Origin of the sequence: Mesorhizobium sp. CO1-1-11 (assembly GCF_020164995.1) — a bacterium.
Lineage (GTDB): Bacteria > Pseudomonadota > Alphaproteobacteria > Rhizobiales > Rhizobiaceae > Mesorhizobium > Mesorhizobium australicum.
In genome coordinates this window covers 24,160-44,790 of sequence record NZ_JAIUHE010000026.1, presented here as the reverse complement: position 1 = coordinate 44,790, position 20,631 = coordinate 24,160, and the positions used below count along the sequence as shown (strand labels likewise).

24 protein-coding genes and 1 other RNA gene are annotated in these 20,631 nt (G+C 62.9%); 15 read left to right on the top strand and 10 right to left on the bottom strand.

Features of this window, described 5'->3' with window-relative positions; translation table 11 throughout:
• Positions 1 to 4: 4 nt before the first annotated feature.
• The 6 genes from LB554_RS25690 to LB554_RS25665 all read left to right on the top strand — a co-directional run bounded on the left by LB554_RS25690 (position 5) and on the right by LB554_RS25665 (position 6,565).
• A complete protein-coding gene (locus tag LB554_RS25690; protein ID WP_013892487.1) occupies positions 5 to 352 on the top strand; it encodes a DUF6867 family protein in 348 nt (115 codons plus the stop codon).
• A 137-nt stretch (positions 353 to 489) separates the two neighbouring features.
• Positions 490 to 1,608: a branched-chain amino acid ABC transporter substrate-binding protein gene (locus tag LB554_RS25685; RefSeq protein ID WP_015315221.1), complete on the top strand. Its 1,119-nt coding sequence runs from the start codon at positions 490 to 492 to the stop codon at positions 1,606 to 1,608.
• A 288-nt stretch (positions 1,609 to 1,896) separates the two neighbouring features.
• Complete coding sequence (gene pyc / locus LB554_RS25680) at positions 1,897 to 5,355, top strand: pyruvate carboxylase (RefSeq protein WP_015315222.1); 3,459 nt, start codon at positions 1,897 to 1,899, stop codon at positions 5,353 to 5,355.
• A 159-nt stretch (positions 5,356 to 5,514) separates the two neighbouring features.
• A complete protein-coding gene (locus LB554_RS25675; RefSeq protein ID WP_015315223.1) occupies positions 5,515 to 5,775 on the top strand; it encodes a DUF2312 domain-containing protein in 261 nt (86 codons plus the stop codon).
• Positions 5,776 to 5,824: 49 nt separating this feature from the next.
• Positions 5,825 to 6,265: a hypothetical protein gene (locus LB554_RS25670; RefSeq protein WP_140616613.1), complete on the top strand. Its 441-nt coding sequence runs from the start codon at positions 5,825 to 5,827 to the stop codon at positions 6,263 to 6,265.
• Entirely contained in the window at positions 6,266 to 6,565 is a 300-nt protein-coding gene (locus tag LB554_RS25665) for a hypothetical protein (protein ID WP_224587594.1), read from the top strand.
• Positions 6,566 to 6,629: 64 nt separating this feature from the next.
• Here LB554_RS25665 and msrB read toward each other — a convergent pair whose 3' ends face one another.
• The 4 genes from msrB to LB554_RS25645 all read right to left on the bottom strand — a co-directional run bounded on the left by msrB (position 6,630) and on the right by LB554_RS25645 (position 9,705).
• The gene (gene msrB, locus LB554_RS25660; RefSeq protein WP_140793055.1) at positions 6,630 to 7,034 is read right to left on the bottom strand and encodes a peptide-methionine (R)-S-oxide reductase MsrB; all 405 of its coding nucleotides are present in this window, start codon (positions 7,032 to 7,034) and stop codon (positions 6,630 to 6,632) included.
• Between the two features lie 103 nt (positions 7,035 to 7,137).
• Complete coding sequence (locus LB554_RS25655) at positions 7,138 to 8,328, bottom strand: vWA domain-containing protein (protein WP_224587592.1); 1,191 nt, start codon at positions 8,326 to 8,328, stop codon at positions 7,138 to 7,140.
• 6 nt (positions 8,329 to 8,334) lie between these two features.
• A complete protein-coding gene (locus LB554_RS25650; RefSeq protein WP_140712555.1) occupies positions 8,335 to 8,781 on the bottom strand; it encodes a GNAT family N-acetyltransferase in 447 nt (148 codons plus the stop codon).
• Positions 8,782 to 8,865: 84 nt separating this feature from the next.
• A complete protein-coding gene (locus LB554_RS25645; RefSeq protein ID WP_140719974.1) occupies positions 8,866 to 9,705 on the bottom strand; it encodes an AAA family ATPase in 840 nt (279 codons plus the stop codon).
• A gap of 136 nt (positions 9,706 to 9,841) precedes the next feature.
• Between LB554_RS25645 and ssrS the strand changes: the two genes are divergently transcribed.
• From ssrS to LB554_RS25625, 4 genes are all read left to right on the top strand, one after another.
• Positions 9,842 to 9,997, top strand: a non-coding RNA gene (gene ssrS / locus LB554_RS25640) — 6S RNA.
• 96 nt (positions 9,998 to 10,093) lie between these two features.
• Entirely contained in the window at positions 10,094 to 10,681 is a 588-nt protein-coding gene (locus tag LB554_RS25635) for a 5-formyltetrahydrofolate cyclo-ligase (protein ID WP_041163649.1), read from the top strand.
• 63 nt (positions 10,682 to 10,744) lie between these two features.
• Positions 10,745 to 11,569, top strand: a complete 825-nt coding sequence (locus LB554_RS25630; RefSeq protein ID WP_224587591.1) for a YmdB family metallophosphoesterase — start codon at positions 10,745 to 10,747, stop codon at positions 11,567 to 11,569.
• 68 nt (positions 11,570 to 11,637) lie between these two features.
• Positions 11,638 to 12,405 (top strand): TerC family protein, encoded by a 768-nt coding sequence (locus LB554_RS25625; RefSeq protein ID WP_140712561.1) that lies wholly within the window; start codon positions 11,638 to 11,640, stop codon positions 12,403 to 12,405.
• 21 nt (positions 12,406 to 12,426) lie between these two features.
• On the opposite strand, the gene LB554_RS25620 is transcribed toward LB554_RS25625, so the two are convergent.
• The 3 genes from LB554_RS25620 to LB554_RS25610 are packed head-to-tail and all read right to left on the bottom strand — an operon-like array spanning position 12,427 to position 13,780.
• A complete protein-coding gene (locus LB554_RS25620; RefSeq protein ID WP_140662614.1) occupies positions 12,427 to 12,894 on the bottom strand; it encodes an SRPBCC family protein in 468 nt (155 codons plus the stop codon).
• Positions 12,895 to 12,918: 24 nt separating this feature from the next.
• Positions 12,919 to 13,281, bottom strand: a complete 363-nt coding sequence (locus tag LB554_RS25615; protein WP_224587589.1) for a hypothetical protein — start codon at positions 13,279 to 13,281, stop codon at positions 12,919 to 12,921.
• Positions 13,282 to 13,297: 16 nt separating this feature from the next.
• Positions 13,298 to 13,780, bottom strand: coding sequence for an SRPBCC domain-containing protein (locus tag LB554_RS25610; protein WP_224587587.1), 483 nt, complete (start codon positions 13,778 to 13,780; stop codon positions 13,298 to 13,300).
• Between the two features lie 51 nt (positions 13,781 to 13,831).
• Between LB554_RS25610 and LB554_RS25605 the strand changes: the two genes are divergently transcribed.
• The 3 genes from LB554_RS25605 to LB554_RS25595 all read left to right on the top strand — a co-directional run bounded on the left by LB554_RS25605 (position 13,832) and on the right by LB554_RS25595 (position 15,462).
• Entirely contained in the window at positions 13,832 to 14,155 is a 324-nt protein-coding gene (locus LB554_RS25605) for an ArsR/SmtB family transcription factor (RefSeq protein WP_224587584.1), read from the top strand.
• 220 nt (positions 14,156 to 14,375) lie between these two features.
• Positions 14,376 to 15,125, top strand: coding sequence for a YebC/PmpR family DNA-binding transcriptional regulator (locus LB554_RS25600; RefSeq protein ID WP_015315237.1), 750 nt, complete (start codon positions 14,376 to 14,378; stop codon positions 15,123 to 15,125).
• A gap of 16 nt (positions 15,126 to 15,141) precedes the next feature.
• The gene (locus LB554_RS25595) at positions 15,142 to 15,462 is read left to right on the top strand and encodes a SelT/SelW/SelH family protein (RefSeq protein WP_015315238.1); all 321 of its coding nucleotides are present in this window, start codon (positions 15,142 to 15,144) and stop codon (positions 15,460 to 15,462) included.
• Positions 15,463 to 15,492: 30 nt separating this feature from the next.
• Here the strand turns inward: LB554_RS25595 and LB554_RS25590 are convergent, their stop codons facing one another.
• Positions 15,493 to 15,969, bottom strand: a complete 477-nt coding sequence (locus LB554_RS25590) for a DUF1772 domain-containing protein (protein WP_224587583.1) — start codon at positions 15,967 to 15,969, stop codon at positions 15,493 to 15,495.
• Positions 15,970 to 16,116: 147 nt separating this feature from the next.
• On the opposite strand from LB554_RS25590, the gene LB554_RS25585 reads away from it, so the two are divergent.
• Positions 16,117 to 16,746 carry a TetR/AcrR family transcriptional regulator gene (locus LB554_RS25585; RefSeq protein ID WP_224587581.1) on the top strand — a complete coding sequence of 210 codons (630 nt, stop codon included), beginning with the start codon at positions 16,117 to 16,119 and terminating at the stop codon, positions 16,744 to 16,746.
• A gap of 83 nt (positions 16,747 to 16,829) precedes the next feature.
• Here LB554_RS25585 and rpmE read toward each other — a convergent pair whose 3' ends face one another.
• Entirely contained in the window at positions 16,830 to 17,051 is a 222-nt protein-coding gene (rpmE, locus tag LB554_RS25580) for a 50S ribosomal protein L31 (RefSeq protein WP_010912060.1), read from the bottom strand.
• A gap of 205 nt (positions 17,052 to 17,256) precedes the next feature.
• Between rpmE and LB554_RS25575 the strand changes: the two genes are divergently transcribed.
• Positions 17,257 to 19,056 carry an ABC transporter transmembrane domain-containing protein gene (locus LB554_RS25575; RefSeq protein WP_224587578.1) on the top strand — a complete coding sequence of 600 codons (1,800 nt, stop codon included), beginning with the start codon at positions 17,257 to 17,259 and terminating at the stop codon, positions 19,054 to 19,056.
• Positions 19,057 to 19,106: 50 nt separating this feature from the next.
• On the opposite strand, the gene LB554_RS25570 is transcribed toward LB554_RS25575, so the two are convergent.
• Entirely contained in the window at positions 19,107 to 20,591 is a 1,485-nt protein-coding gene (locus LB554_RS25570; protein ID WP_224587576.1) for a carboxypeptidase M32, read from the bottom strand.
• Between the last annotated feature and the right edge of the window lie 40 nt (positions 20,592 to 20,631).

Genomic DNA, 20,631 nt, shown 5'->3' with positions numbered 1-20,631 from the left:
TCCCATGCAAGGCATTCTCTACGAGGAACCGTCGATCTGGCAGTTCTTCTTCGTCACCTGCCTGCTCGGCGGATGGGCGGCCTGGATGACCGGCAAGGCCAGTGCCCAGACATGGCGCAGCTTCATCCAGCTGTTTGCCTATCTGCTCGGGCTCGGCATTGGAATCCGCTTCATCCATCACGCGCTGTTCGACGGCACGATGTTCTCGCTGCATTACTATATCGTCGACACCATCGTGCTGATGATACTGGGCTTCGTCGGCTATCAATACACACGAACCAACCAGATGGTCACACAGTATAATTGGCTCTACGAAAGAGCTTCAATCTTGAGCTGGAAACCGAAAGGTTGACGTTCATCATTAACGCCGCGTCAGGGATGAATCGGCGTGACAAGTGCCTGAAAATCGGCAAACTATGCTTTCTGCGATAAGGGTGGGCATCGCATGAAAGCTTCATCCACGCCCACTCCGTTAATGGGAGCGTTTAAATGAAAAAGTCACTTTTGTCCGCCGTGGCCCTGACCGCGCTCGTCGCGTTCGGCGGCAACGCGTGGGCTGATGTAATGTTCGCCGTCGCCGGGCCGATCACCGGTCCGAACGCGGCCTTCGGCGCACAGCTGCAGAAGGGCGCCGAAGCGGCGGTCGCCGAGATCAATGCCAAGGGCGGCATCAATGGCGAGCAGATCAAGCTCGAAGTCGGCGACGATGTCTCCGATCCGAAGCAGGGCATCTCGGTCGCCAACAAGTTCGTCGGCGACGGCGTCAAGTTCGTGATCGGCCACTTCAACTCGGGCGTGTCGATCCCGGCCTCCGAAGTGTACGCCGAAAACAACATCGTCGAAATCACGCCGGCCGCAACCAACCCGAAGTTTACCGAGCGCGGCTTGTGGAATGTGTTCCGTACCTGCGGACGCGACGACCAGCAGGGCAGCATCGCTGGCGCCTATATCGCCGCGAACTTCAAGGATGCCAAAGTCGCCGTGATCCATGACAAGACCCCTTATGGCCAGGGCCTCGCGGACGAAACCAAGAAGGCGATGAACGCCGCCGGCATCAAGGAAGTGATGTATGAAGGCGTCAATGTCGGCGACAAGGACTTCTCGGCGCTGATCGCCAAGATGAAGGAAGCCGGCGTCACCCTGATCTACTGGGGTGGCCTGCATACCGAAGCCGGTCTGATCATCCGTCAATCGGCGGACCAGGGCCTCAAGGCCCCGATGATGTCGGGTGACGGCATCGTGACGGACGAACTCGCCGCCATCGCGGGCGACGCTGTCGCCGGCACCCTCAACACGTTCGGCCCCGACCCGCGCCTGATCCCAGCCAATAAGGAACTCGTCGAGAAGTTCCGCGCGCAGGGTTTCGAGCCGGAAGCCTACACGCTCTACGCCTATGCCGCCGTGCAGGTGGTCGCCGAGGCGGCCGCTGCCGCCAAGACGAACGATCCGCAGGCGGTCGCCAAGGCGATGCATGAAAGCGGACCGTTCCCGACCGTTCTGGGCGATCTCGCCTATGACGCCAAGGGCGATCCGAAGCTGCCGGGCTACATCATGTACGAATGGAAGAAGAAGGACGACGGGAAGTATTCCTGGTTCCCGAAGTCGTAATTCATTCGGATCCGAAACCAACGATGCCCGGCGCCTCGCGCCGGGCATTTTCTTTTGATGCGCGGCGGCAGCCGGGTCACGTCACGGTGAGCCCCCTTAGCCAGGAAGATCGCATCCAGGATCGAAATTGTCGCCATTGTTCCGTCCGTTCGAACCGATGCATGCGAGTGTTGGCCGGACAATCGATCTAAATCGGTTTAAATCAGCGTCGATTTTGTTTGCACTGCAGCATTTTCGCGCTAATCATTGCCCCGATTTCCCGTTCCTTCCGCTGCTGGAGCCCAGTCCTTGGCCATCACGAAGATCCTCGTCGCCAACCGGTCAGAAATCGCCATCCGCGTCTTTCGCGCGGCCAACGAGCTGGGCCTCAAAACCGTGGCGATCTGGGCCGAGGAAGACAAATACTCGCTGCACCGCTTCAAGGCCGATGAGAGCTACCAGGTCGGGCGCGGCCCGCATCTCGGCAAGGACATGGGTCCGATCGAGAGCTATCTGTCGATCGAGGAGGTGATCCGCGTCGCCAGACTTTCAGGCGCCGATGCCATCCACCCCGGCTACGGGCTGCTGTCGGAAAGCCCCGAATTCGCCGAGGCCTGCGCGCAAGCAGGCATCACGTTCATCGGTCCCAAGCCCGACACGATGCGCCGGCTGGGCAACAAGGTTGCCGCGCGCAATCTAGCCATCGAGGTCGGCGTGCCCGTGGTGCCGGCGACCGATCCGTTGCCGGACGATATGGAGGCGGTCAAGGAACTCGCGAAGACGGTCGGTTATCCGGTCATGCTGAAAGCCTCGTGGGGTGGCGGTGGCCGCGGCATGCGCGCCATTCGCTCCGAGGCCGACCTCGCCCGCGAGGTCATGGAAGGCAAGCGCGAGGCGAAGGCCGCCTTCGGAAAGGACGAGGTCTATCTCGAAAAGCTGATCGAGCGCGCCCGCCATGTCGAGGTGCAGGTGCTTGGCGACACACACGGCAATGCAGTGCACCTGTTCGAGCGCGACTGCTCGATCCAGCGCCGCAACCAGAAGGTCGTCGAGCGCGCGCCGGCGCCCTATCTTAGCGAGGACCTGCGCCAGGAACTTTGCGGCTACGCGCTGAAGATCGCGCGCGAGACCAGCTATATCGGCGCTGGCACCGTCGAATTCCTGCAGGACGCGGATACCGGCAAGTTCTACTTCATCGAGGTCAATCCGCGCATCCAGGTCGAGCACACCGTCACCGAAATGGTGACCGGCATCGACATTGTGAAGGCGCAGATCCACATCCTCGACGGTTTCGCCATCGGCACGCCGGAATCGGGTGTGCCGGCGCAGAGGGATATCCGGCTGAACGGCCATGCCTTGCAGTGCCGCATCACCACGGAAGATCCCGAACACAATTTCATTCCGGACTACGGCCGCATCACCGCCTATCGCGGCGCCACCGGCTTCGGCATCCGCCTCGATGGCGGCACGGCCTATTCCGGCGCGGTCATCACCCGCTTCTACGATCCGCTGCTGGAGAAGGTCACGGCGTGGGCGCCGACGCCGGCCGAGACGATCGCCCGCATGAACCGCGCTCTGCGCGAGTTCCGCATCCGCGGCGTCGCCACCAACCTCACCTTCCTCGAAGCGATCATCAATCACCCGAGCTTCGCCGACAATTCCTATACGACCAGGTTCATCGACACGACGCCGGAGCTGTTCCAGCAGGTCAAGCGCCAGGACCGCGCCACCAAGCTGCTCAACTACCTGGCCGACGTCAGCGTCAACGGCCATCCCGAGACGCGCGGTCGGCCGACGCCAAAGGCCGACGCGGCGCCGCCCGTGGTGCCCTATCTCAACGGCAATGTGCCGAGCGGCAGCAAGCAGAAGCTCGACGTGCTCGGGCCGGAAAAGTTCGCCGCCTGGATGCGCGAGCAGAAGGAAGTGCTGGTCACCGACACGACGATGCGCGACGGCCACCAGTCGCTGCTCGCCACCCGTGTGCGCACGCATGACATTGCCGGCATCGCCGGCACCTATGCGCGCGCCTTGCCGCAGTTGCTGTCGCTCGAATGCTGGGGTGGGGCCACTTTCGACGTCGCCATGCGCTTCCTCACCGAGGATCCATGGGAGCGGCTGTCGCTGGTGCGGGAAGCCGCCCCCAACCTGTTGCTGCAGATGCTGCTGCGCGGCGCCAACGGCGTCGGCTATACCAATTATCCCGACAATGTCGTGCAGCATTTCGTCAAGCAGGCGGCGTCGGGCGGCGTCGACCTGTTCCGCGTCTTCGACTGCCTGAACTGGGTCGAGAACATGCGCGTCGCCATGGACGCGGTCGGCGCCGAGGGCAAGCTGATCGAAGCGGCGATGTGCTATACCGGCGACATCCTCGATCCGGCGAGGGCCAAGTACGACCTGAAATACTATGTCGGGCTCGCCAGGGAATTGCAGGCCGCCGGCGCCCATATCATCGCCGTCAAGGACATGGCCGGCCTGTTGAAGCCGAGTGCGGCCCGCGTGCTGTTCAAGGCGCTGCGCGAGGCGACCGACCTGCCGATCCATTTTCACACCCACGACACATCGGGTCTGTCGGCGGCAACCGTGCTGGCGGCCGTGGAAAGCGGTGTCGACGCCATCGACGCGGCGATGGACGCCTTCTCCGGCAACACCTCGCAGCCGTGCCTGGGTTCAATCGTCGAAGCGCTGAAAGGCACCGAGCGCGATCCAGGCCTCGACCCGCAATGGATCCGAAAGATCTCGTTCTACTGGGAAGCCGTTCGCAATCAGTACGCTGCTTTCGAGAGCGACCTGAAAGGCCCGGCTTCCGAGGTCTACCTGCACGAAATGCCGGGCGGGCAGTTCACCAATTTGAAGGAACAGGCGCGTTCGCTGGGGCTGGAGACACGCTGGCACGAGGTGGCGCAGACCTATCACGACGTCAACCTGATGTTCGGCGACATCGTCAAGGTGACGCCGTCCTCCAAGGTCGTGGGCGACATGGCGTTGATGATGGTGAGCCAGGACCTGACCGTTGCCGATGTCGAGAACCCGGCCCGCGACATCGCCTTCCCGGACTCGGTGGTTTCGATGCTGCGCGGCGATCTTGGCCAATCCCCTGGCGGCTGGCCGCAGGCGTTGCAGAAGAAGGCACTCAAGGGCGACAAGCCGATCACGGCGCGGCCCGGCTCATTGCTCAAGCCGGCCGACCTCGAGAAGAGCCGCAAGGAGATCGAGGACAAGCTCGAGCGCAAGCTGTCGGAATACGAGTTCGCCTCGTGGCTGATGTATCCGAAGGTGTTTTCCGACTTCGTCGCCGCGCAGGAGACCTACGGCCCGGTCAGCGTTCTGCCGACGCCGACCTATTTCTACGGCATGAAATCGGAAGACGAGATTTTCGTCGATATCGAAAGGGGCAAGACCTTGGTCGTGCGCTGCCAGGCGTTCGGCGATGTCGACGACAAGGGCATGGTCACGGTGTTCTTCGAGCTCAACGGCCAGCCGCGGCGCGTGAAGGTGCCCGATCGCGCGCATGGCGCGTCGGCGGCCAAGGCGCGTCGCAAGGCGGAGCCCGGCAACGAGGCGCATGTCGGGGCGCCGATGCCGGGTGTGGTCTCCGCACTTTCGGTCGCCGCCGGCCAGGCGGTCAAGGCCGGCGACGTGCTGCTCTCCATCGAAGCGATGAAGATGGAGACGGCGCTGCACGCCGAGCGCGACGGGACGGTCGCCGAGGTGCTGGTGAAGGCCGGCGACCAGATCGATGCGAAGGATCTCCTGATCGCCTTCAACTGAGAGCTCGCAAGGAACGGGCAGGCTGTCGGCTCATGACGGCAGGCCTTGGCGAGCTGTTCGATAACGGCTTGACCCGCCGGCTCCGGTCGGGCATCGAACCGCTGAAATTCGTCGCGGCACGTTCCCCGAGTCGCGGCGCGGAACCGATTTGGAGAAAACATGGCCGACGATATCACCGAGACCAGCCAGACTGTTGCCGCCGGCCAGCTGCGTGCCTTGATCGAGCGCATCGAGCGGCTCGAGGAAGAAAAGAAGACGATCTCCGACGACATCAAGGAAGTCTTCGCCGAAGCCAAGGGCACCGGCTTCGACACCAAGGCAATCCGCACCATCATCCGTCTGCGCAAGAAGGACCAGGCCGAGCGCCAGGAGGAGGACGCCATCCTCGATCTGTACATGGCCGCCCTCGGCATGGTGTAAGACTAACCGGCCGGTGCCCGACGCGGTTGCCGGTGATACGGTTCGAACCATGAGCGAATTCGACTTCGGCGGCCGCCGCGCCTCGGAATTCCGCCATCGCGGCTTCTGGTCGCTGTTTGCCGAACGGCATCCGGAAGAAAGAGCCCGGCTGGCGCGACGCGGACCCTGGTTCTGGCAGCGCGGACTGCCCGATTTCGCTCTGGTACTTTCCATGTATGTCGCGCCGGCGCAGAACCATGTCGGTGTCTTCTTCGGCCGCAACGAGAAGTTCGGCGCCACGCAAAGCTGGTCGCGGCTGAAGCCGTTCCGACCAGCGATCGAAGACAGGCTGAAGCTCAGGCCGGAACAAAGCTGCGAAGGCCTTGGCATCAATTCGATGTGGCGCGTCAACTGCTTTGCCGAGGACAACTGGCCTGCCATGACTGACTGGCTGGTGACGGAATGCTCGCGGGTCGAGTGCGCCGTGACCGAAGTGCTGAGGCAGGGGTAAGTGATCGCGGATTTCTTACGCTCGCGTTGGCTTGGCGAGGTGCCGATCGACCGGCTGTTCTGGCGCGACGTGATGCTTGTCGGAACCGCGATCAATATTGGGTCGTCTGTCGCGGCGCTGATCCTGCTTGGCCTGAAGATGCCGCTCGGCCTCGTCCTTGCGGTGCATTTCGCACCGGTGCCCTACAGCATCTTCCTGGCTTTGGCGGTCTGGCGCACGGCTGACAAGGCCGGTGGTGCCAGGGCTTCGCTCTTCATGCTGGGATCAGCACTCTGGCTGATCGCCACGATCGTCGTCTGACGAAGCTGCCCGTACGAAAAAGGGCGGCCGGAGCCGCCCTTGGCAAGCATTCATGACGCGTTGTTCAGGCGGCCGGCTCGAATTTCAGCGCCACGCCATTGATGCAGTAGCGCAGGCCGGTCGGCGGCGGGCCGTCCTCGAAGACATGGCCGAGATGGCTGCCGCAACGGGCGCAATGGCATTCGGTGCGGACCATGCCGTAGCTGCGGTCGACGGTGTTCTCGACCGAGCCCGGCACGGGATCGTTGAAGCTCGGCCAGCCGGTGCCGCTCTCGAATTTCAGCGTGGATTGGAACAGCGGCTGGTCGCAGCCGACGCAGGAAAAAGTACCGGCGCGCTTCTCGTACAGCAGGGCACAGCTTCCCGGCCGCTCGGTGCCATGGTTGCGCATGACGGCGTATTGCTCCGGCGTCAGCCGGGCGCGCCATTCGGCGTCGGTGCGGGTGACGGGGTAAGTGTGCGTGTCCATTTGATCTCCTCAGCCTTGGCGGCTCGTTCTTGGTTGCAACCGGGTATTCGCAACAAGATAGGGGTTTGTTACAGACCTGCCCAGTCCGACCGCTCCGGATATCTCAATGTTTGCGCGACAATTGCCTCGTGGCGCCTTCCAGTCCGGCCAGAGTCAACGGGAACATGCGGCCGTCGAAGATGTCACGGATTATCGCGATCGAATGGGTAAAGCCCCAGTTCTTCTCGTTCTCGGGGTTAAGCCACACCGCGTTCGGCCATTGCCGCAGCAGCCGGCCGAGCCAGACGGCTCCGGCCTCGGGGTTCCAGTGTTCCACCGAGCCGCCTGGGTGAGCAATCTCGTATGGGCTCATCGAGGCGTCGCCGACGACGATGACCTTATAGTCGGCGCCATATTTATGAATGAGGTCGAGGGTCGAAATCGTCTCGGCATGGCGGCGGCGATTGTCCTTCCACACGCCTTCGTAGAGGCAGTTGTGGAAATAGAAATATTCGAGCTGTCGGAATTCGGCGCGGGCGGCCGAAAATAGCTCCTCGACGCTTTTGATATGATCGTCCATCGAGCCGCCGACATCGAAGAACATCAGGAGCTTTACCGCGTTGCGGCGCTCGGGCCGTGTCTTGACGTCGAGATAGCCGTGCTCGGCGGTGGCGTGGATGGTGCCGGGCAGGTCGAGCTCTTCCTCGGCGCCCTCACGCACCCAGCGGCGCAGGCGCTTCAGCGCGATCTTGACGTTGCGGGTGCCGAGTTCGACGGCATCGTCGAAATTCCGGAACTCGCGCTTGTCCCAGACTTTCACCGCGCGACGGTTGCGGCTTTCGTTCTGGCCGATGCGCACGCCTTCGGGGTTGTAGCCATAGGCGCCGAAGGGAGAGGTGCCGCCGGTGCCGATCCATTTCGAACCGCCCTGGTGGCGGCCCTTCTGTTCCTCGAGCCGCTGCTTCAGCGTCTCCATCAGCCTGTCGAAACCGCCCAGCGCCTCGACCAGCTTTTTCTCTTCCTCGGTCAGGTGCTTTTCGGCGAGCCGGCGCAGCCATTCCTCGGGAATATTGGCGACGTCGACCGCATCCGGCCCGCCCAGTGCCTCGACGCCCTTGAAGACATGCGCGAAGACCTGGTCGAAGCGGTCGATATGGCGTTCGTCCTTCACCAAAGCGGCACGGGCGAGATAATAAAAACCCTCGACGTCGTAATCGACCAGCCCGGCGGCCAGCCCCTCCAGCAGAGAGAGGTATTCCCTGAGCGAGACGGGAACGCGCGCTGCCTTCAGCTCGAGGAAGAAGGGGATGAACATGGCCGGTTACAGCAAATCATACTCGATAAAGCCCGTCCTGCGCGCGACATGGTCGTAGAGCTTGCGGGCGGTGGCATTGGTTTCGTGCGTCATCCAATAGACGTTCTTCACGCCGATTTTGCCGGCCTCCTGCTTCACCGCCTCGATGAGGGCCGCGCCGATGCCCTTTCCGCGCACATCCGGGTCGGCGAACAGATCCTGCAGGTAGCAGTTGTTTTTCTCCGACCAGCCGGAGCGGTGGTAGAGATAATGGGTGAGGCCCACGGCCTTGCCGTCCGATGTGGCGATAAAACCCTTCGGCTCGAACTCGCCTTCGGTGAATAACCGCTTCCAGGTGATGGCATAGACCTCTTCCGGCAGCTTGGTTTCGTAGAAGGTCAGATAATCGGTCCACAGGCGGTGCCAGTCGGCGTGGTCGGATTGCGCGAGCGGGCGGACAACGATCTCAGACATTCTTTTCTCCTCCGAAGGGTTCTGGCCGAAGCTGACCTTCTCTTCGGCCCGCGGCAACGGTCCACAGCCGGGGAAAGCGCTGCCCTATTGCTGTCTTCTCGCCATGAAGGCCAGCCGCTCGAACAGATGCACGTCCTGCTCGTTCTTCAACAGGGCGCCATGCAGTTTGGGCAATGCGTTCTTGGGGTCGGCGCGCAAATCCTCCGGCGCGATGTCGTCGGCGACCAGCAGGCGGATCCAGTCGAGCGCCTCGGAGGTTGATGGCTTTTTCTTCAAGCCTGGCACGTCGCGGATTTCATAGAACTGGGTGAGAGCCGCGCGCACCAGGTTCTGCTTGATGCCGGGATAGTGCACGTCGACGATTCTGTGCAGCGTGTCGACGTCGGGAAAGCGGATGTAGTGGAAGAAGCAGCGGCGCAGGAAAGCGTCCGGCAACTCCTTCTCGTTGTTGGAGGTGATGATGACGATCGGGCGAACGGCGGCGCGGATGGTCTCGCCGGTCTCGTAGACGAAGAACTCCATCCGATCGAGCTCCTGCAGCAGGTCGTTGGGGAATTCGATGTCGGCCTTGTCGATCTCATCGATCAGAAGCACGACCTTCTTGTCGGCCGCGAATGCCTCCCAAAGCTTGCCTCGCTTGATGTAGTTCTTGATGTCGTTGAACCTGACATCGCCGAGCTGGCTGTCGCGCAGCCGTGACACCGCATCGTATTCGTAGAGGCCTTGCTGCGCCCGCGTCGTCGATTTGACGTGCCACTCGATCAGGTCGAGGCCGAGTGCCGCCGCCACCTGGCGGGCGAGTTCCGTCTTGCCGGTGCCGGGCTCGCCCTTGACCAGCAAGGGCCGCTCCAGCGCGATCGCCGCGTTGACCGCCACCATCAGATCCTTGTCGGCGACATAGGCCGCCGTGCCTTCGAAACGCATTTTTGCTCCTTGGTTGGTCGTCGCGACCGTAAGGACGCCGCCGCGGCTGTGCAAGGGTTGCGCCGGATGGCGAATAAAGCCGCCGTGACTGCCTGCGTCACTGGCGCTTGAGCCACCAGCGGCCTATATTGGGCAGGACGGTCTGTGCTTCCCGGCAGGAGAACATTTTCCCCGGGGCCTTAACGATCCTTAGGGAGCTGTCCCTGGGAAGACCCGTGGGTTTTCTCACACGGCGCCCACCTACTTTGTAGGTTCCCGGGATCGCTCTCTCCACCGGTTGTGTGGATCGTCACTTGTCGCAACGTATCCACGCATCTTGGTGGATGATGCGGTGGAAAACGTCGCACTTGAGACCCCGCACAGCTCTGACCTTTTCTACCTTGGCCGCATGACCTCTCCCAAAGACTTGAAGAAAAAGCTGCGTCTCGAGGCACTCGCCCGCCGCGACGGTCTCGATGCATTCTGGCGGGTGGAGGCTGCGCTCGAAATGGCGGAGACGGCGCGCGACCATCTGGAGATCGGGCCCGGTCAGATCGTCTCCGGTTTCTGGCCGATGCGCTCGGAGGTCGATGTCAGGCCGCTGATGTTCGCCTTGCGAGAGAAGGGCGCACGGCTCTGCCTGCCTGCCATTCTCGACAAGACCACCATCGTCTTTCGCGAACTGGTTCGCGGCGCGCCGATGGTCGACATGGGCTTTGGCACGGTCGGGCCGCATGCTGAGGCCGAAGTTCTCGATCCTTCGGTCGTGCTGGTGCCGCTCGCCGCCTTCGACGCGCGCGGTCACCGCATCGGATATGGCGCTGGCTATTACGACCGGGCGATCGCGAAGCTCGTCGACAAGGGGCTCGCGCCCCGGCTGATCGGCATCGCCTTCGACTGCCAAGAAGTTTCGCAAGTTCCAGACGAACCCCATGACGTGGTCATCCCGGAAATACTCACCGAGAGCGGGTTGCGCCGCTTTGCGCCAAAATTGTAGATAGTTCTTTGAAACGCATGATCTTTGCCGAAAAGTCATGCAACTTTTCGGGATCAGGCATAGATGCGACTTCTTTTCCTCGGGGACATGGTCGGCAAGACGGGCCGCACCGCGGTATGGGAACAACTGCCTGGCCTGATCTCCGACTTCAAGCTCGATTTCGTCATCGTCAACGGCGAGAACGCGGCCGGCGGCTTCGGCATCACCGAAGAGATCTTGCGTGAGACGATCGCGGTGGGCTGCGATGTCGTGACCACCGGCAACCATGTTTGGGACCAGCGCGACGCTCTGGCCTTCGCGCCGCGCGAGCAGCGGTTCCTGCGGCCTTCCAATTTCCCCAAAGGCACGCCCGGGCGCGGCTCCGGTGTCTACATCGCCAAAAACGGCGCGCGCGTGCTGGTCGCCAACATTATGGGCCGGGTGTTCATGCACCCGGAACTCGACGATCCCTTCCAGGCCGGCGAACGCGAGCTTGCCGCCTGTCCGCTCGGCGAGCAGGCGGATGCGGTGGTGATCGACTTCCACGCCGAGGCAACCTCGGAAAAAATGTGCTTCGCGCATTTTGTCGATGGCCGCGCCAGTCTCGTCGTCGGCACTCACACGCACCAGCCCACCGCCGACCACCAGATCCTCAATGGCGGCACCGGGTACCTGTCGGATGCCGGCATGTGCGGTGACTATGATTCCTCGCTCGGCATGGACAAGGAAGAACCGCTCAACCGGTTCCTGTCGAAAGTGCCGAAAGGGCGTTTCGAGGCAGCGACGGGACCGGCGACGTTGTGCGGCGTCGGCGTCGATATTTCCGACCGCACGGGGCTGACCGAGAAGATCGCGCCGTTTCGTCGCGGGCCAAGGCTGGAAGAAACGGCTCCGTCCTTTTGGGCGTGACATTGATATAGGGGGTCGCAGTACCTAATTGCCGGCGACACTGCTCTAGATCGTAGGGGACGACCTCCATGCAGCTTATCGAATTCCTGGCGCCGCATTTTCAATTCGTTTCCGACCCGACCGCCTGGGTCGCGCTGCTGACGCTGGTGGTGCTCGAGATCGTGCTCGGCATCGACAACCTGATCTTCATCTCGATCCTCACCAACAAGCTGCCCGTGGAGCAGAGAGCTCGCGCGCGGCGTCTTGGCATCTCGGCGGCGCTGGTCATGCGCCTGGTGCTGCTCGCCACCATTTCCGTCATCGTCCAACTGACGACGCCGGTTTTCACGGCGTTCGGCCACGGCTTCTCCTGGCGCGACCTGATCCTGATCGCCGGCGGTCTGTTCCTGGTGTGGAAGGCGACCAAGGAGATCCACCACACGGTCGATCCCGACGACCACCAGGACACGATGCTGGGCGAAACGCTCAAGATCTCGCTTGCCGGCGCGATCTTCCAGATCCTGCTGCTCGACCTCGTCTTCTCCATCGATTCCATCATCACCGCCGTCGGCATGACCGACGAGATCGCCATCATGTATATCGCGGTCATCGCGGCCGTGACCGTGATGATGCTGGCGGCCGGACCGCTGGCGGACTTCATCGCCAAGAACCCCAGCATCGTCATGCTGGCGCTGGGCTTCCTGCTGATGATCGGCATGACGCTGATCGCCGACGGCATGGGCTATCATGTGCCCAAGGGCTACATCTATGCGGCGATGGGTTTTTCGGCGCTGGTCGAGGGGCTCAACATGCTGGCGCGGCGGCGCAAGAAAGCGAAAACCGGCGACGGCCACTGATACTGGTCGGCCGGGGCGAGCCTAGTGCCCCGGAACACCCTTCGGATGGCGGTCACCCATCAAGCCGAGCGTCAGGCCCTGTTCCAGCCAGGCCTTGGCGCCGGCGAGCACAAGCGCAAAGCCGTCGGTTGAGCCGACCGCTTGTTTCACCTGCTCGTCGCCATTGCCGGCAAAGCCGAAATTGTGGACCTCGAGGAATGTCGCTTCGCCAGGCATTTCGGTGAAGGTCCAGACCACCGTGGTCGGCGGATCGCTCCACGTCATGACGATCTTCTTGTCCCTGACGATCTCGCTGACCTCGACTGTCGTCGAGACCCCATACATGCGCCACTCCCACTGAACCGGTTTGCCGCCATCAAGCCGGCCGCTGCCATGGGTGAACCAGAATTTGGTCGTGATCGCCGGATCGACGACGGCTTCGAAAACCTCAGCGACCGGCCGCCGGATCAGCATGGCGGCTTCGGCTGTCGGTGTCTCACGGATTTCCATGGCGATCTCCTTTCGAACACGCCCTCACCAGGCGTCGGGTTCGCGCACCATATGGATGATGTTGGCCGGATTGGTGATCCAACCACCTCGGAAACCCGCGTCCAAGGGCTCGACGGCATCGCAACGCACAATTCCTGCCTTGGCCAGATGATCCGCGGCGCCCGGAAAATCCCGCGTGAAAAGCTCCAGCCAGATCTCGGCCTGGCTCATCGTCGGCGCCTCGTCGATCCAAAGCCTGTTGGGGCCGAGTTCGAAGCCGATGGCCGGCGCCTTGGCTGTGAACGGCTTGAGGCCGACGACATCGCGGTAGAAGGCGATCGTCGCTTCGTACTGGTGCGATGGCACCTTCATGGCGATGTTGATGCCGCCGGTGATCTTCGCGGTCATGACTGGGCTCCGTTTTTCAAATGTTGTTTTCGCTGGCGGGTTCGCCCTTCATCTCGCTGCGGTAATAGCCGTCGCGCAGATTGATGCCGTATTCGACATAGGCCTTCATGCAGGCCAGCATCTGCGACCAGCCTTCGCAATTCAGGTAGGACTTCTTCAGGCCGACCGCGCCTTCCTGCCAGCCGCTCTCGGCGATGGTGACGAAGGTGCCGCCATCGTCGAGCGGCTCGAAATTCATCTCGATGCGGGTCTTGTAGGCGGGCTTGCCGTTGGCATCGGTGGCATCCCAGCGCAGCACGATGCGGCTGTCCTTGACCACTTCGTCGACCTCGACCGGCACCTTGCCCCACCAGACGACACCCGAACCGGCGACCAATGGCGCGCTGGCACCGCCGATGGTGGTGAAATAGCCGCTCAGTTTCTTCAGGTTGACGACCGCGTCGAAGACTTCGGAGACCGGTTTGCCGATGCGCCCTGAAACGCTGAATCCAAGAGACATATCCACAGCTCCTTGCTTGAACGAGCCAACAATATGTTATATAAACATAACATGTCAAACCGATCGCAGGACGACAATGTTTTCAAGGCGCTGGCGCATCCGCGCCGGCGCGAAATGCTGGATTGGTTGAAAGACGAGCCAAAGACCACCGGCATGCTGTGCGAAGCCTTTCCCGACATCGACCGCTGCACGGTCATGCTGCATCTCAAGGTGCTGGAGGAGGCGGACCTGATCGTCGCGCGCCGCGACGGACGCGAGCGCTGGAACCATCTCAATGCGTTGCCAATCAAGCAGATTCACGACCGCTGGATCAGCCAGTATGCCGGCCATGCGCTCAGCATCATTGACCGGCTGAAGTCCGATCTGGAAGGGTAGGACAGCCTGCTTGCCGGGCCGCCGCATGCCGAGTGCCCCGGCAACGCGGCGCGGCTGGACGAATTGAGCCGATTTATCTATAAGCCGGCCATTCCGACACAGGGCGCCGTACGTTCACCCGGACGCATCGGGACGCTCTGAAATTGAGTTCGAGCCTTTTGCAAAGGCGAGATGACGCATCTCGCGGCAAGACGCTCTAGCCGAACACGACAGGGGTGCCATGGCTGGCCATTCACAGTTCAAGAACATCATGCACCGCAAGGGCCGTCAGGACGCGGTGCGGTCGAAAATGTTTTCCAAGCTGGCGCGCGAAATCACCGTCGCCGCCAAGAGCGGAACGCCGGACCCATCGATGAACCCGCGCCTGCGCCTGGCGATCCAGAACGCCAAGGCGGTGTCGATGCCCAAGGACAACATCCAGCGCGCCATCAACAAGGCCTCGATGGGCGACGCCGAAAACTACGAAGCGGTGCGCTACGAAGGGTATGGGCCTGGTGGCGTCGCCGTGATCGTCGAGGCGCTGACCGACAACCGCAACCGTTCGGCGTCCAATGTGCGCGCCGCCTTCACCAAGGCCGGCGGCGCGCTCGGCGAAACCGGATCGGTGTCGTTCATGTGGGACCGCGCCGGCGAAATCTACTATCCGGCCTCGGCCGGCAGCGCCGACAAGATCATGGATGCGGCGATCGAAGCCGGCGCCGACGATGTCGAATCGGACGAGGAAGGCCACACGATCTATTGCTCCTTCGAGACTCTCGGCGAGGTGTCTAAGGCGCTTGAAACCTCGCTCGGCGAGGCCGAATCGGTCAAGGCGATCTGGAAGCCGCAGAACAATGTCCCCGTCGACGAAGAGCGGGCGCAATCGCTGATGAAGCTGGTTGCCACGCTCGAGGATGATGACGACGTGCAAAGCGTCTACGCCAACTTCGAAGTCGACGACGAGACGATGGCGAAGCTCAGCGCGGCGTGAGCGAAGGTCGTCCGATATGAGCAAAGCTCAGTTGCCGGCCATCCGCATTACCTACTGCACGCAATGCCAGTGGCTGTTGCGTGCCGGCTGGATGGCGCAGGAGCTGCTGTCCACCTTCGGTACCGATCTCGGCGAGGTGACGCTGGTGCCGGGCACCGGCGGCATCTTCACCATCTCCTGTAACGATGTGCTGGTCTGGGACCGCAAGCGCGACGGCGGCTTCCCTGACGCGGCCAAACTCAAGCAGCTGGTCCGCGACGTGATCGATCCGGATCGGGATCTCGGTCACGCCGACCGCAAAGGCCACAAGGGTGACACGCAGAAAGACCTCGCCTGAGCGGAGTTTTTTGCGTCTCGTTAGACCTCTTCAGAGCAATGCGAAGATAAAGCACGCCATCGCCACGATGGCGGTGACGGTGCGGACGTGGTTCCACATCACCCATTGGCTCAGATGGTTCGCCCACACGGCAGCGCCGTTGCTGCTGGCCGGGTCGACGGCGGCGAGAGCATCGTTGAGCGGCACGTTGAAGACCATGGTGACGATAGGGTTGCCGACCAGATAGATCACCGCGCCGGCCAGTAACCAGTACGAGCCGGACTGGCTCCAGCCCAAGAGAGCGGCGGCAATGAGAACGAGGCAGATGAGGCCGGTGCCAAACAGCGCTGTCATGAAGGCCGGGGTGATCACCGTGACATTGATCGAATTCATCGCGGCGATGCCCGCCGGGACGGGCAGCCGGGCAAGGGCCGCCATGACGAAGTTGGAAAAGGCGAAGAATACGCCACCGACGACGCCCGCGCCGATCGCGGCAATGAAGGTGAGGGTTGGAAGAAGCTTGATCATCTCAGTTGCTCCAGACGCCGGTTGCGGCGGTTTGCTCTCTAAAAAAACATGAGCATGCCTCACATTTGCAAAACGTGATAAACCCTCGTATTTTGTAAGTCAAGTCGTTCCCGGCGATTTTGCCGGGCGCGTTTGTTGGAGACGGTCATGGAAGGCACGCAAACCAATGAGCGGATCGGTTCGCCGCGCCGGGCGCCAAGCCAGCAGCGCAGCCGCGAGCGGGTCGAGCGCATGCTGGCCGCCGCCTCGGCGCTGATTGCCGAACAAGGCAGCGACGCCATGCGCATGGGCGAGGTGGCGGAGCGGGCTGGGGTGTCGATCGGCTCGCTCTACCAGTTCTTTCCGGACAAGAGGGCGATCGTCTGGGCGCTGGCCGAACGCTACACAGCGGAAAGCCAGGCTTGTATCTCGGCCGCACTCAGGGATGTCAGCGACGCCAAAGGCCTGCGGCAGGCTTTCTCGGAGCTGGTCGATATTTACTACGAGCTGTTCCTGGCCGAGCCGGTGATGCGCGACATCTGGTCGGGCACGCAGGCCGACAAGGCGCTGCGCCAGCTCGAACTCGCTGACAGCCGGGCGAACGCGGAATTTCTGATCGCGGTACTCAAGCGCCTGCGGCCCGATGCCGATCCGGTGGCGCTCGACACGACGGCATTCTTGGTGTGGCAGATGGGCGAGGCGGCCATGCGGCTGGCGATCTCGGTCGACAGGCAGGAGGGCGACAGGCTGGTCGCTGCCTACAAGCGCATGGCACTCAGGGAATTGCTGGACGAATAAGGGGCCGAAGACCCAGCCTTCGGCCAAGCAACAAAAAACCCGCCACATGGGCGGGCTCTTGATCCGCGAAAAAGCTCTTCGCTTTAGAGGCCGAAGCCTTCGAAGCGCTTCTTGAATTTCGACAGGCGGCCGCCGCGGTCGAGCAGGGTCTGCTGGCCGCCGGTCCAGGCCGGGTGGGTGGTCGGGTCGATATCGAGGTTCATCGTATCGCCTTCCTTGCCCCAGGTCGAACGGGTCGTGTATTCGGTGCCGTCGGTCATGACGACCTTGATGGTGTGGTAGTCGGGATGGATTGCGCTCTTCATGGCTCTGTTCCTGGCTTGCCGGCGCGGCGGACGGGCATAAGCCTGCGTCGATGCGCCTCTTTTTAAAACTCGAAGCCGCAGCTATTGAGGAGCCACGGCTTCTAAAACGGTCGGCGTGCCTATACATCAGCCGGAATTGAATCACAAGGCCGCGGCAAGCGCATATTGAGGCGCAAAGGCTGAAGTGGCTAGAGGAAACACCGAGATGGCGCAATCAAGCAGCGCAGACGAGCGCCGACGCTCGCTCAAGCCGCTCAGGCGCCTGTTTCCGTATATCGCCGGATATCGCACGCTGGTCATCGGCGCCCTTATTTCACTGGCCATCGCCGCGGCAACGACATTGGCACTGCCGCTGGCCGTCCGGCGCATGATCGACCACGGTTTCTCGTCGGCCAGCACCACCTTCATCGCTGAATATTTCGGCGCCCTCGTGGCGATGGCCGCTGTGCTGGCCGCGGCGTCGGCCGGCCGTTACTATTTCGTCATCACGCTCGGCGAGCGCGTCGTCGCCGACATCAGGCGCGATGTCTTTGCCCATGTGACGACGCTGTCGCCTGCCTTCTTCGACACCGCCCAGTCGGGGGAAATCGTGTCACGGCTCGCCGCCGACACCACGCAGGTCAAGTCGGCGGTAGGCGCCACCGCTTCGGTGGCGCTGCGCAATGTCATCCTCGGCCTCGGCGCGGTGGGCATGATGGTCGTCACCAGCCCGAAACTCTCCGGCCTGGTCATCGGGGCGATCCCCGTGATCGTGCTGCCGCTGGTCGCCTTCGGCCGCTCGGTGCGGCGCAAGTCAAGGCAGGCCCAGGACACGCTTGCCGACGCGACGGCCTATGCCAGCGAGCAGATCGGCGCGGTGCGCACGCTGCAGGCCTTCACCAATGAGAGACTGGTCACCGGACGATTCTCGGGCGCGGTGGAAGCGGCCTTCGAGGCAGCGCGCGCTTCGATCTTCGCGCGCTCCTTCCTCACCTTCTTTGCCATCTTCACCATTTTCTCCTCGGTCGTGGCGGTGCTGTGGTTCGGCTCGCGCGACGTGCTCGACGGCACGATATCGCCTGGCACGCTTGGCCAATTCCTCCTTTATTCGGTGTTCGCCGCCGGCGCGCTCGGCGCGCTGTCGGAAGTCTGGGGCGAACTCGCGCAAGCCGCCGGCGCCGCCGAACGGCTGACCGAGATCCTGGCCGAGACGCCGGCAATCCAGGCGCCGGCCGATCCGAAGCCGCTGCCGGCGGTTGCCAAGGGCGCGATCGTCTTCGAGAATGTGTCCTTCTCCTATCCGGCGAGGCCCGATCGTGCCGCCGTCCACGACCTGAGTTTTCAAGTCATGCCCGGTGAGACGGTGGCCATCGTCGGTCCCTCGGGTGCCGGCAAGAGCACGGTGTTCTCGCTGATCCTGCGCTTCTACGATCCGGAAACCGGCAAGATCCTGATCGACGGCGTCGATGTGCGCGAGGCCGATCCCGTCGTGGTCAGGCAGCGCATCGCCATCGTGCCGCAGGACGTCACCATCTTCGCGGCGAGCGCGCGCGACAATATCGGCTTCGGCCGGCCAGGCGCCAGCGAGGGCGAGATCGAGGCCGCGGCCAGGGACGCACTGGCCGACGAGTTTATCCTCAGGCTCGAGAACGGCTATGACAGCCAGGTCGGCGAGCGTGGCGTGACCCTGTCCGGCGGCCAGCGCCAGCGTGTGGCGATTGCACGTGCCATCCTGCGCGACGCGCCGATCCTGCTGCTCGACGAGGCGACGTCGGCCCTCGACGCTGAAAGCGAGACGCTGGTGCAGACCGCGCTCGAGCGGCTGATGCGGGGGCGCACCACCATCGTCATCGCCCACCGGCTGGCGACGGTGCTGAAGGCCAACAGGATCCTGGTCATGGATGGCGGCCGCATCGTCGAGGAAGGCACGCATCAGAGCCTGGTCGCCAAGGGCGGCATCTATGCCAGGCTCGCCAAGCTGCAGTTCGAGACCGGCGCCAGCGCCTTCAGGGGCGCGGCGGAGTAGCAGGTTCAGTTCGCCTCGGCGTAAGGACAATTGTCGTCCCAGGCGGCATCTCAGCCGCCGTAGCGCTGCCTCAAATGGTTGACGAAATGCTTGGCGTTGAGCTTTTCGCCGGTGGCGCGCTCAAGCAGGTCCGGCGTCGACCAGCGCGACCCCTGCGACCAGATTTTCTCGCGGCGCCAACCGTTGATCGCCTCGAAATTCCCCTTTGCAAGGTCTTCGTCGGCTGAAGGATGCTCGCGCGTCAGCGCGGCCCATTGCTGCGCCGCCATCATCGCGCCCAGCGTATAGGACGGGAAATAACCGAAGGCGGCACCCGGCCAATGGACGTCCTGCATCGGCCCGTCGGCGGGGTTGTCGATGGTCGAGAGACCAAGATAGTCGCGCATCCTGGCATCCCAGGCTTCGGGCAAATCAGCCACTTCGAGGCTGCCCGAAACAAGCTCCTGCTCCAGTTCGTAGCGAAGGATGACGTGCAAGGGATAGGTCACCTCGTCGGCGTCGACGCGGATCAGGCCACGTTCGACACGATGCACATGCGGCAGGATATCGTCGATCGACCAGGCTTCGCCGAGATGCTTCTCCACCACCGGCAGCGCCCAGCGCCAGAAGGCAGGATTGCGCCCGATCTGCTTTTCGACGAACAGGCTCTGGCTCTCATGCACGGCCATGCCGCGGGCCTTGCCGAGCGGCCAGTGCGCCCACGCCTTGGGTAAGTTCTGTTCGTAGAGCGCATGACCGGTCTCGTGCAGCACGCCCATCAGCGCCGACAGGAAATCCGAGGTCTTGTAGCGCGTGGTGATGCGCACGTCGCTGGGCACGCCGCCGCAGAACGGATGGTGCGATACCGACAGTGAGCCGTGCGTCAGGTCGAAGCCGACCGCCGCCATCATGGCAAGGCCGAGTTCGCGCTGCCGGTCGATGGCATAGGTACCCGAAAGCGGCTTCAGCGGATGCTTGCGCAGCCGCGCTTCCTGGATCGCCAGCGCCTCCGGCACGAAGCCCTTGAGGAAGGCCTTGAGGTCGGCGAAGACGGGCGTGATGTCAGCCGTGCGATTGCCGGGATCGTATTGTTCCATCAGCGCGTCATAGGGGGCAAGGCCGAGCACGTCGGAGCGCAGGGCGGCCTCGTCGCGCACCAGCGCCACCACGCCTTCAAGCGCCGGCTGAAAACCCGCCCAATCGTTCTTGGCGCGCAGGGCGCGCCACAATTGCTCGCAGCGCATGCGCGCCGTCGTCTGGCGCTCGACGAATTCGACCGGCAGGCAGGTCAGGTTGGTGTATTGCCGCCGCAGCTCGGCGAGAGCCGCCCGCTGCTCATCGTCCAATGCCTCGCCTTCGGCCGCGGCGATCCAGTCCGATATTTCCGGCGCGGTCGCCCTGGTGTGATACATGCCGGCAAGGGCCGCCATCGCCTCGGCGCGCTTCTCGCCACCGCCGACGGCCATGTGGGTCGCCTCATCGGCGCCGAGGATGGCCAGCGCGTGCTCAAGCGCTTCGAGCTTGCGGCCGAGATCGTCGAGTTTGTGAAAGGACATGGCGGCTTCCGTGGTTGGGGACGGGGCGAAAAGACACCAA

Excerpts from the sequence above, each read along its gene's own strand:
- LB554_RS25635 (WP_041163649.1), top strand. The coding sequence starts at position 10,094 with ATGACCTCTCCCAAAGACTTGAAGAAAAAGCTGCGTCTCGAGGCACTC.
- LB554_RS25685 (WP_015315221.1), top strand. The coding sequence starts at position 490 with ATGAAAAAGTCACTTTTGTCCGCCGTGGCCCTGACCGCGCTCGTCGCG.
- LB554_RS25600 (WP_015315237.1), top strand. The coding sequence starts at position 14,376 with ATGGCTGGCCATTCACAGTTCAAGAACATCATGCACCGCAAGGGCCGT.
- msrB (WP_140793055.1), bottom strand. The coding sequence starts at position 7,034 with ATGGACACGCACACTTACCCCGTCACCCGCACCGACGCCGAATGGCGC.
- LB554_RS25625 (WP_140712561.1), top strand. The coding sequence starts at position 11,638 with ATGCAGCTTATCGAATTCCTGGCGCCGCATTTTCAATTCGTTTCCGAC.
- LB554_RS25645 (WP_140719974.1), bottom strand. The coding sequence starts at position 9,705 with ATGCGTTTCGAAGGCACGGCGGCCTATGTCGCCGACAAGGATCTGATG.
- LB554_RS25610 (WP_224587587.1), bottom strand. The coding sequence starts at position 13,780 with ATGTCTCTTGGATTCAGCGTTTCAGGGCGCATCGGCAAACCGGTCTCC.
- rpmE (WP_010912060.1), bottom strand. The coding sequence starts at position 17,051 with ATGAAGAGCGCAATCCATCCCGACTACCACACCATCAAGGTCGTCATG.
- LB554_RS25595 (WP_015315238.1), top strand. The coding sequence starts at position 15,142 with ATGAGCAAAGCTCAGTTGCCGGCCATCCGCATTACCTACTGCACGCAA.
- LB554_RS25575 (WP_224587578.1), top strand. The coding sequence starts at position 17,257 with ATGGCGCAATCAAGCAGCGCAGACGAGCGCCGACGCTCGCTCAAGCCG.
- LB554_RS25670 (WP_140616613.1), top strand. The coding sequence starts at position 5,825 with ATGAGCGAATTCGACTTCGGCGGCCGCCGCGCCTCGGAATTCCGCCAT.
- LB554_RS25585 (WP_224587581.1), top strand. The coding sequence starts at position 16,117 with ATGGAAGGCACGCAAACCAATGAGCGGATCGGTTCGCCGCGCCGGGCG.
- LB554_RS25655 (WP_224587592.1), bottom strand. The coding sequence starts at position 8,328 with ATGTTCATCCCCTTCTTCCTCGAGCTGAAGGCAGCGCGCGTTCCCGTC.
- LB554_RS25605 (WP_224587584.1), top strand. The coding sequence starts at position 13,832 with ATGTCAAACCGATCGCAGGACGACAATGTTTTCAAGGCGCTGGCGCAT.
- LB554_RS25615 (WP_224587589.1), bottom strand. The coding sequence starts at position 13,281 with ATGACCGCGAAGATCACCGGCGGCATCAACATCGCCATGAAGGTGCCA.
- LB554_RS25650 (WP_140712555.1), bottom strand. The coding sequence starts at position 8,781 with ATGTCTGAGATCGTTGTCCGCCCGCTCGCGCAATCCGACCACGCCGAC.
- LB554_RS25690 (WP_013892487.1), top strand. The coding sequence starts at position 5 with ATGCAAGGCATTCTCTACGAGGAACCGTCGATCTGGCAGTTCTTCTTC.
- LB554_RS25675 (WP_015315223.1), top strand. The coding sequence starts at position 5,515 with ATGGCCGACGATATCACCGAGACCAGCCAGACTGTTGCCGCCGGCCAG.
- LB554_RS25620 (WP_140662614.1), bottom strand. The coding sequence starts at position 12,894 with ATGGAAATCCGTGAGACACCGACAGCCGAAGCCGCCATGCTGATCCGG.
- LB554_RS25630 (WP_224587591.1), top strand. The coding sequence starts at position 10,745 with ATGCGACTTCTTTTCCTCGGGGACATGGTCGGCAAGACGGGCCGCACC.
- LB554_RS25570 (WP_224587576.1), bottom strand. The coding sequence starts at position 20,591 with ATGTCCTTTCACAAACTCGACGATCTCGGCCGCAAGCTCGAAGCGCTT.
- LB554_RS25590 (WP_224587583.1), bottom strand. The coding sequence starts at position 15,969 with ATGATCAAGCTTCTTCCAACCCTCACCTTCATTGCCGCGATCGGCGCG.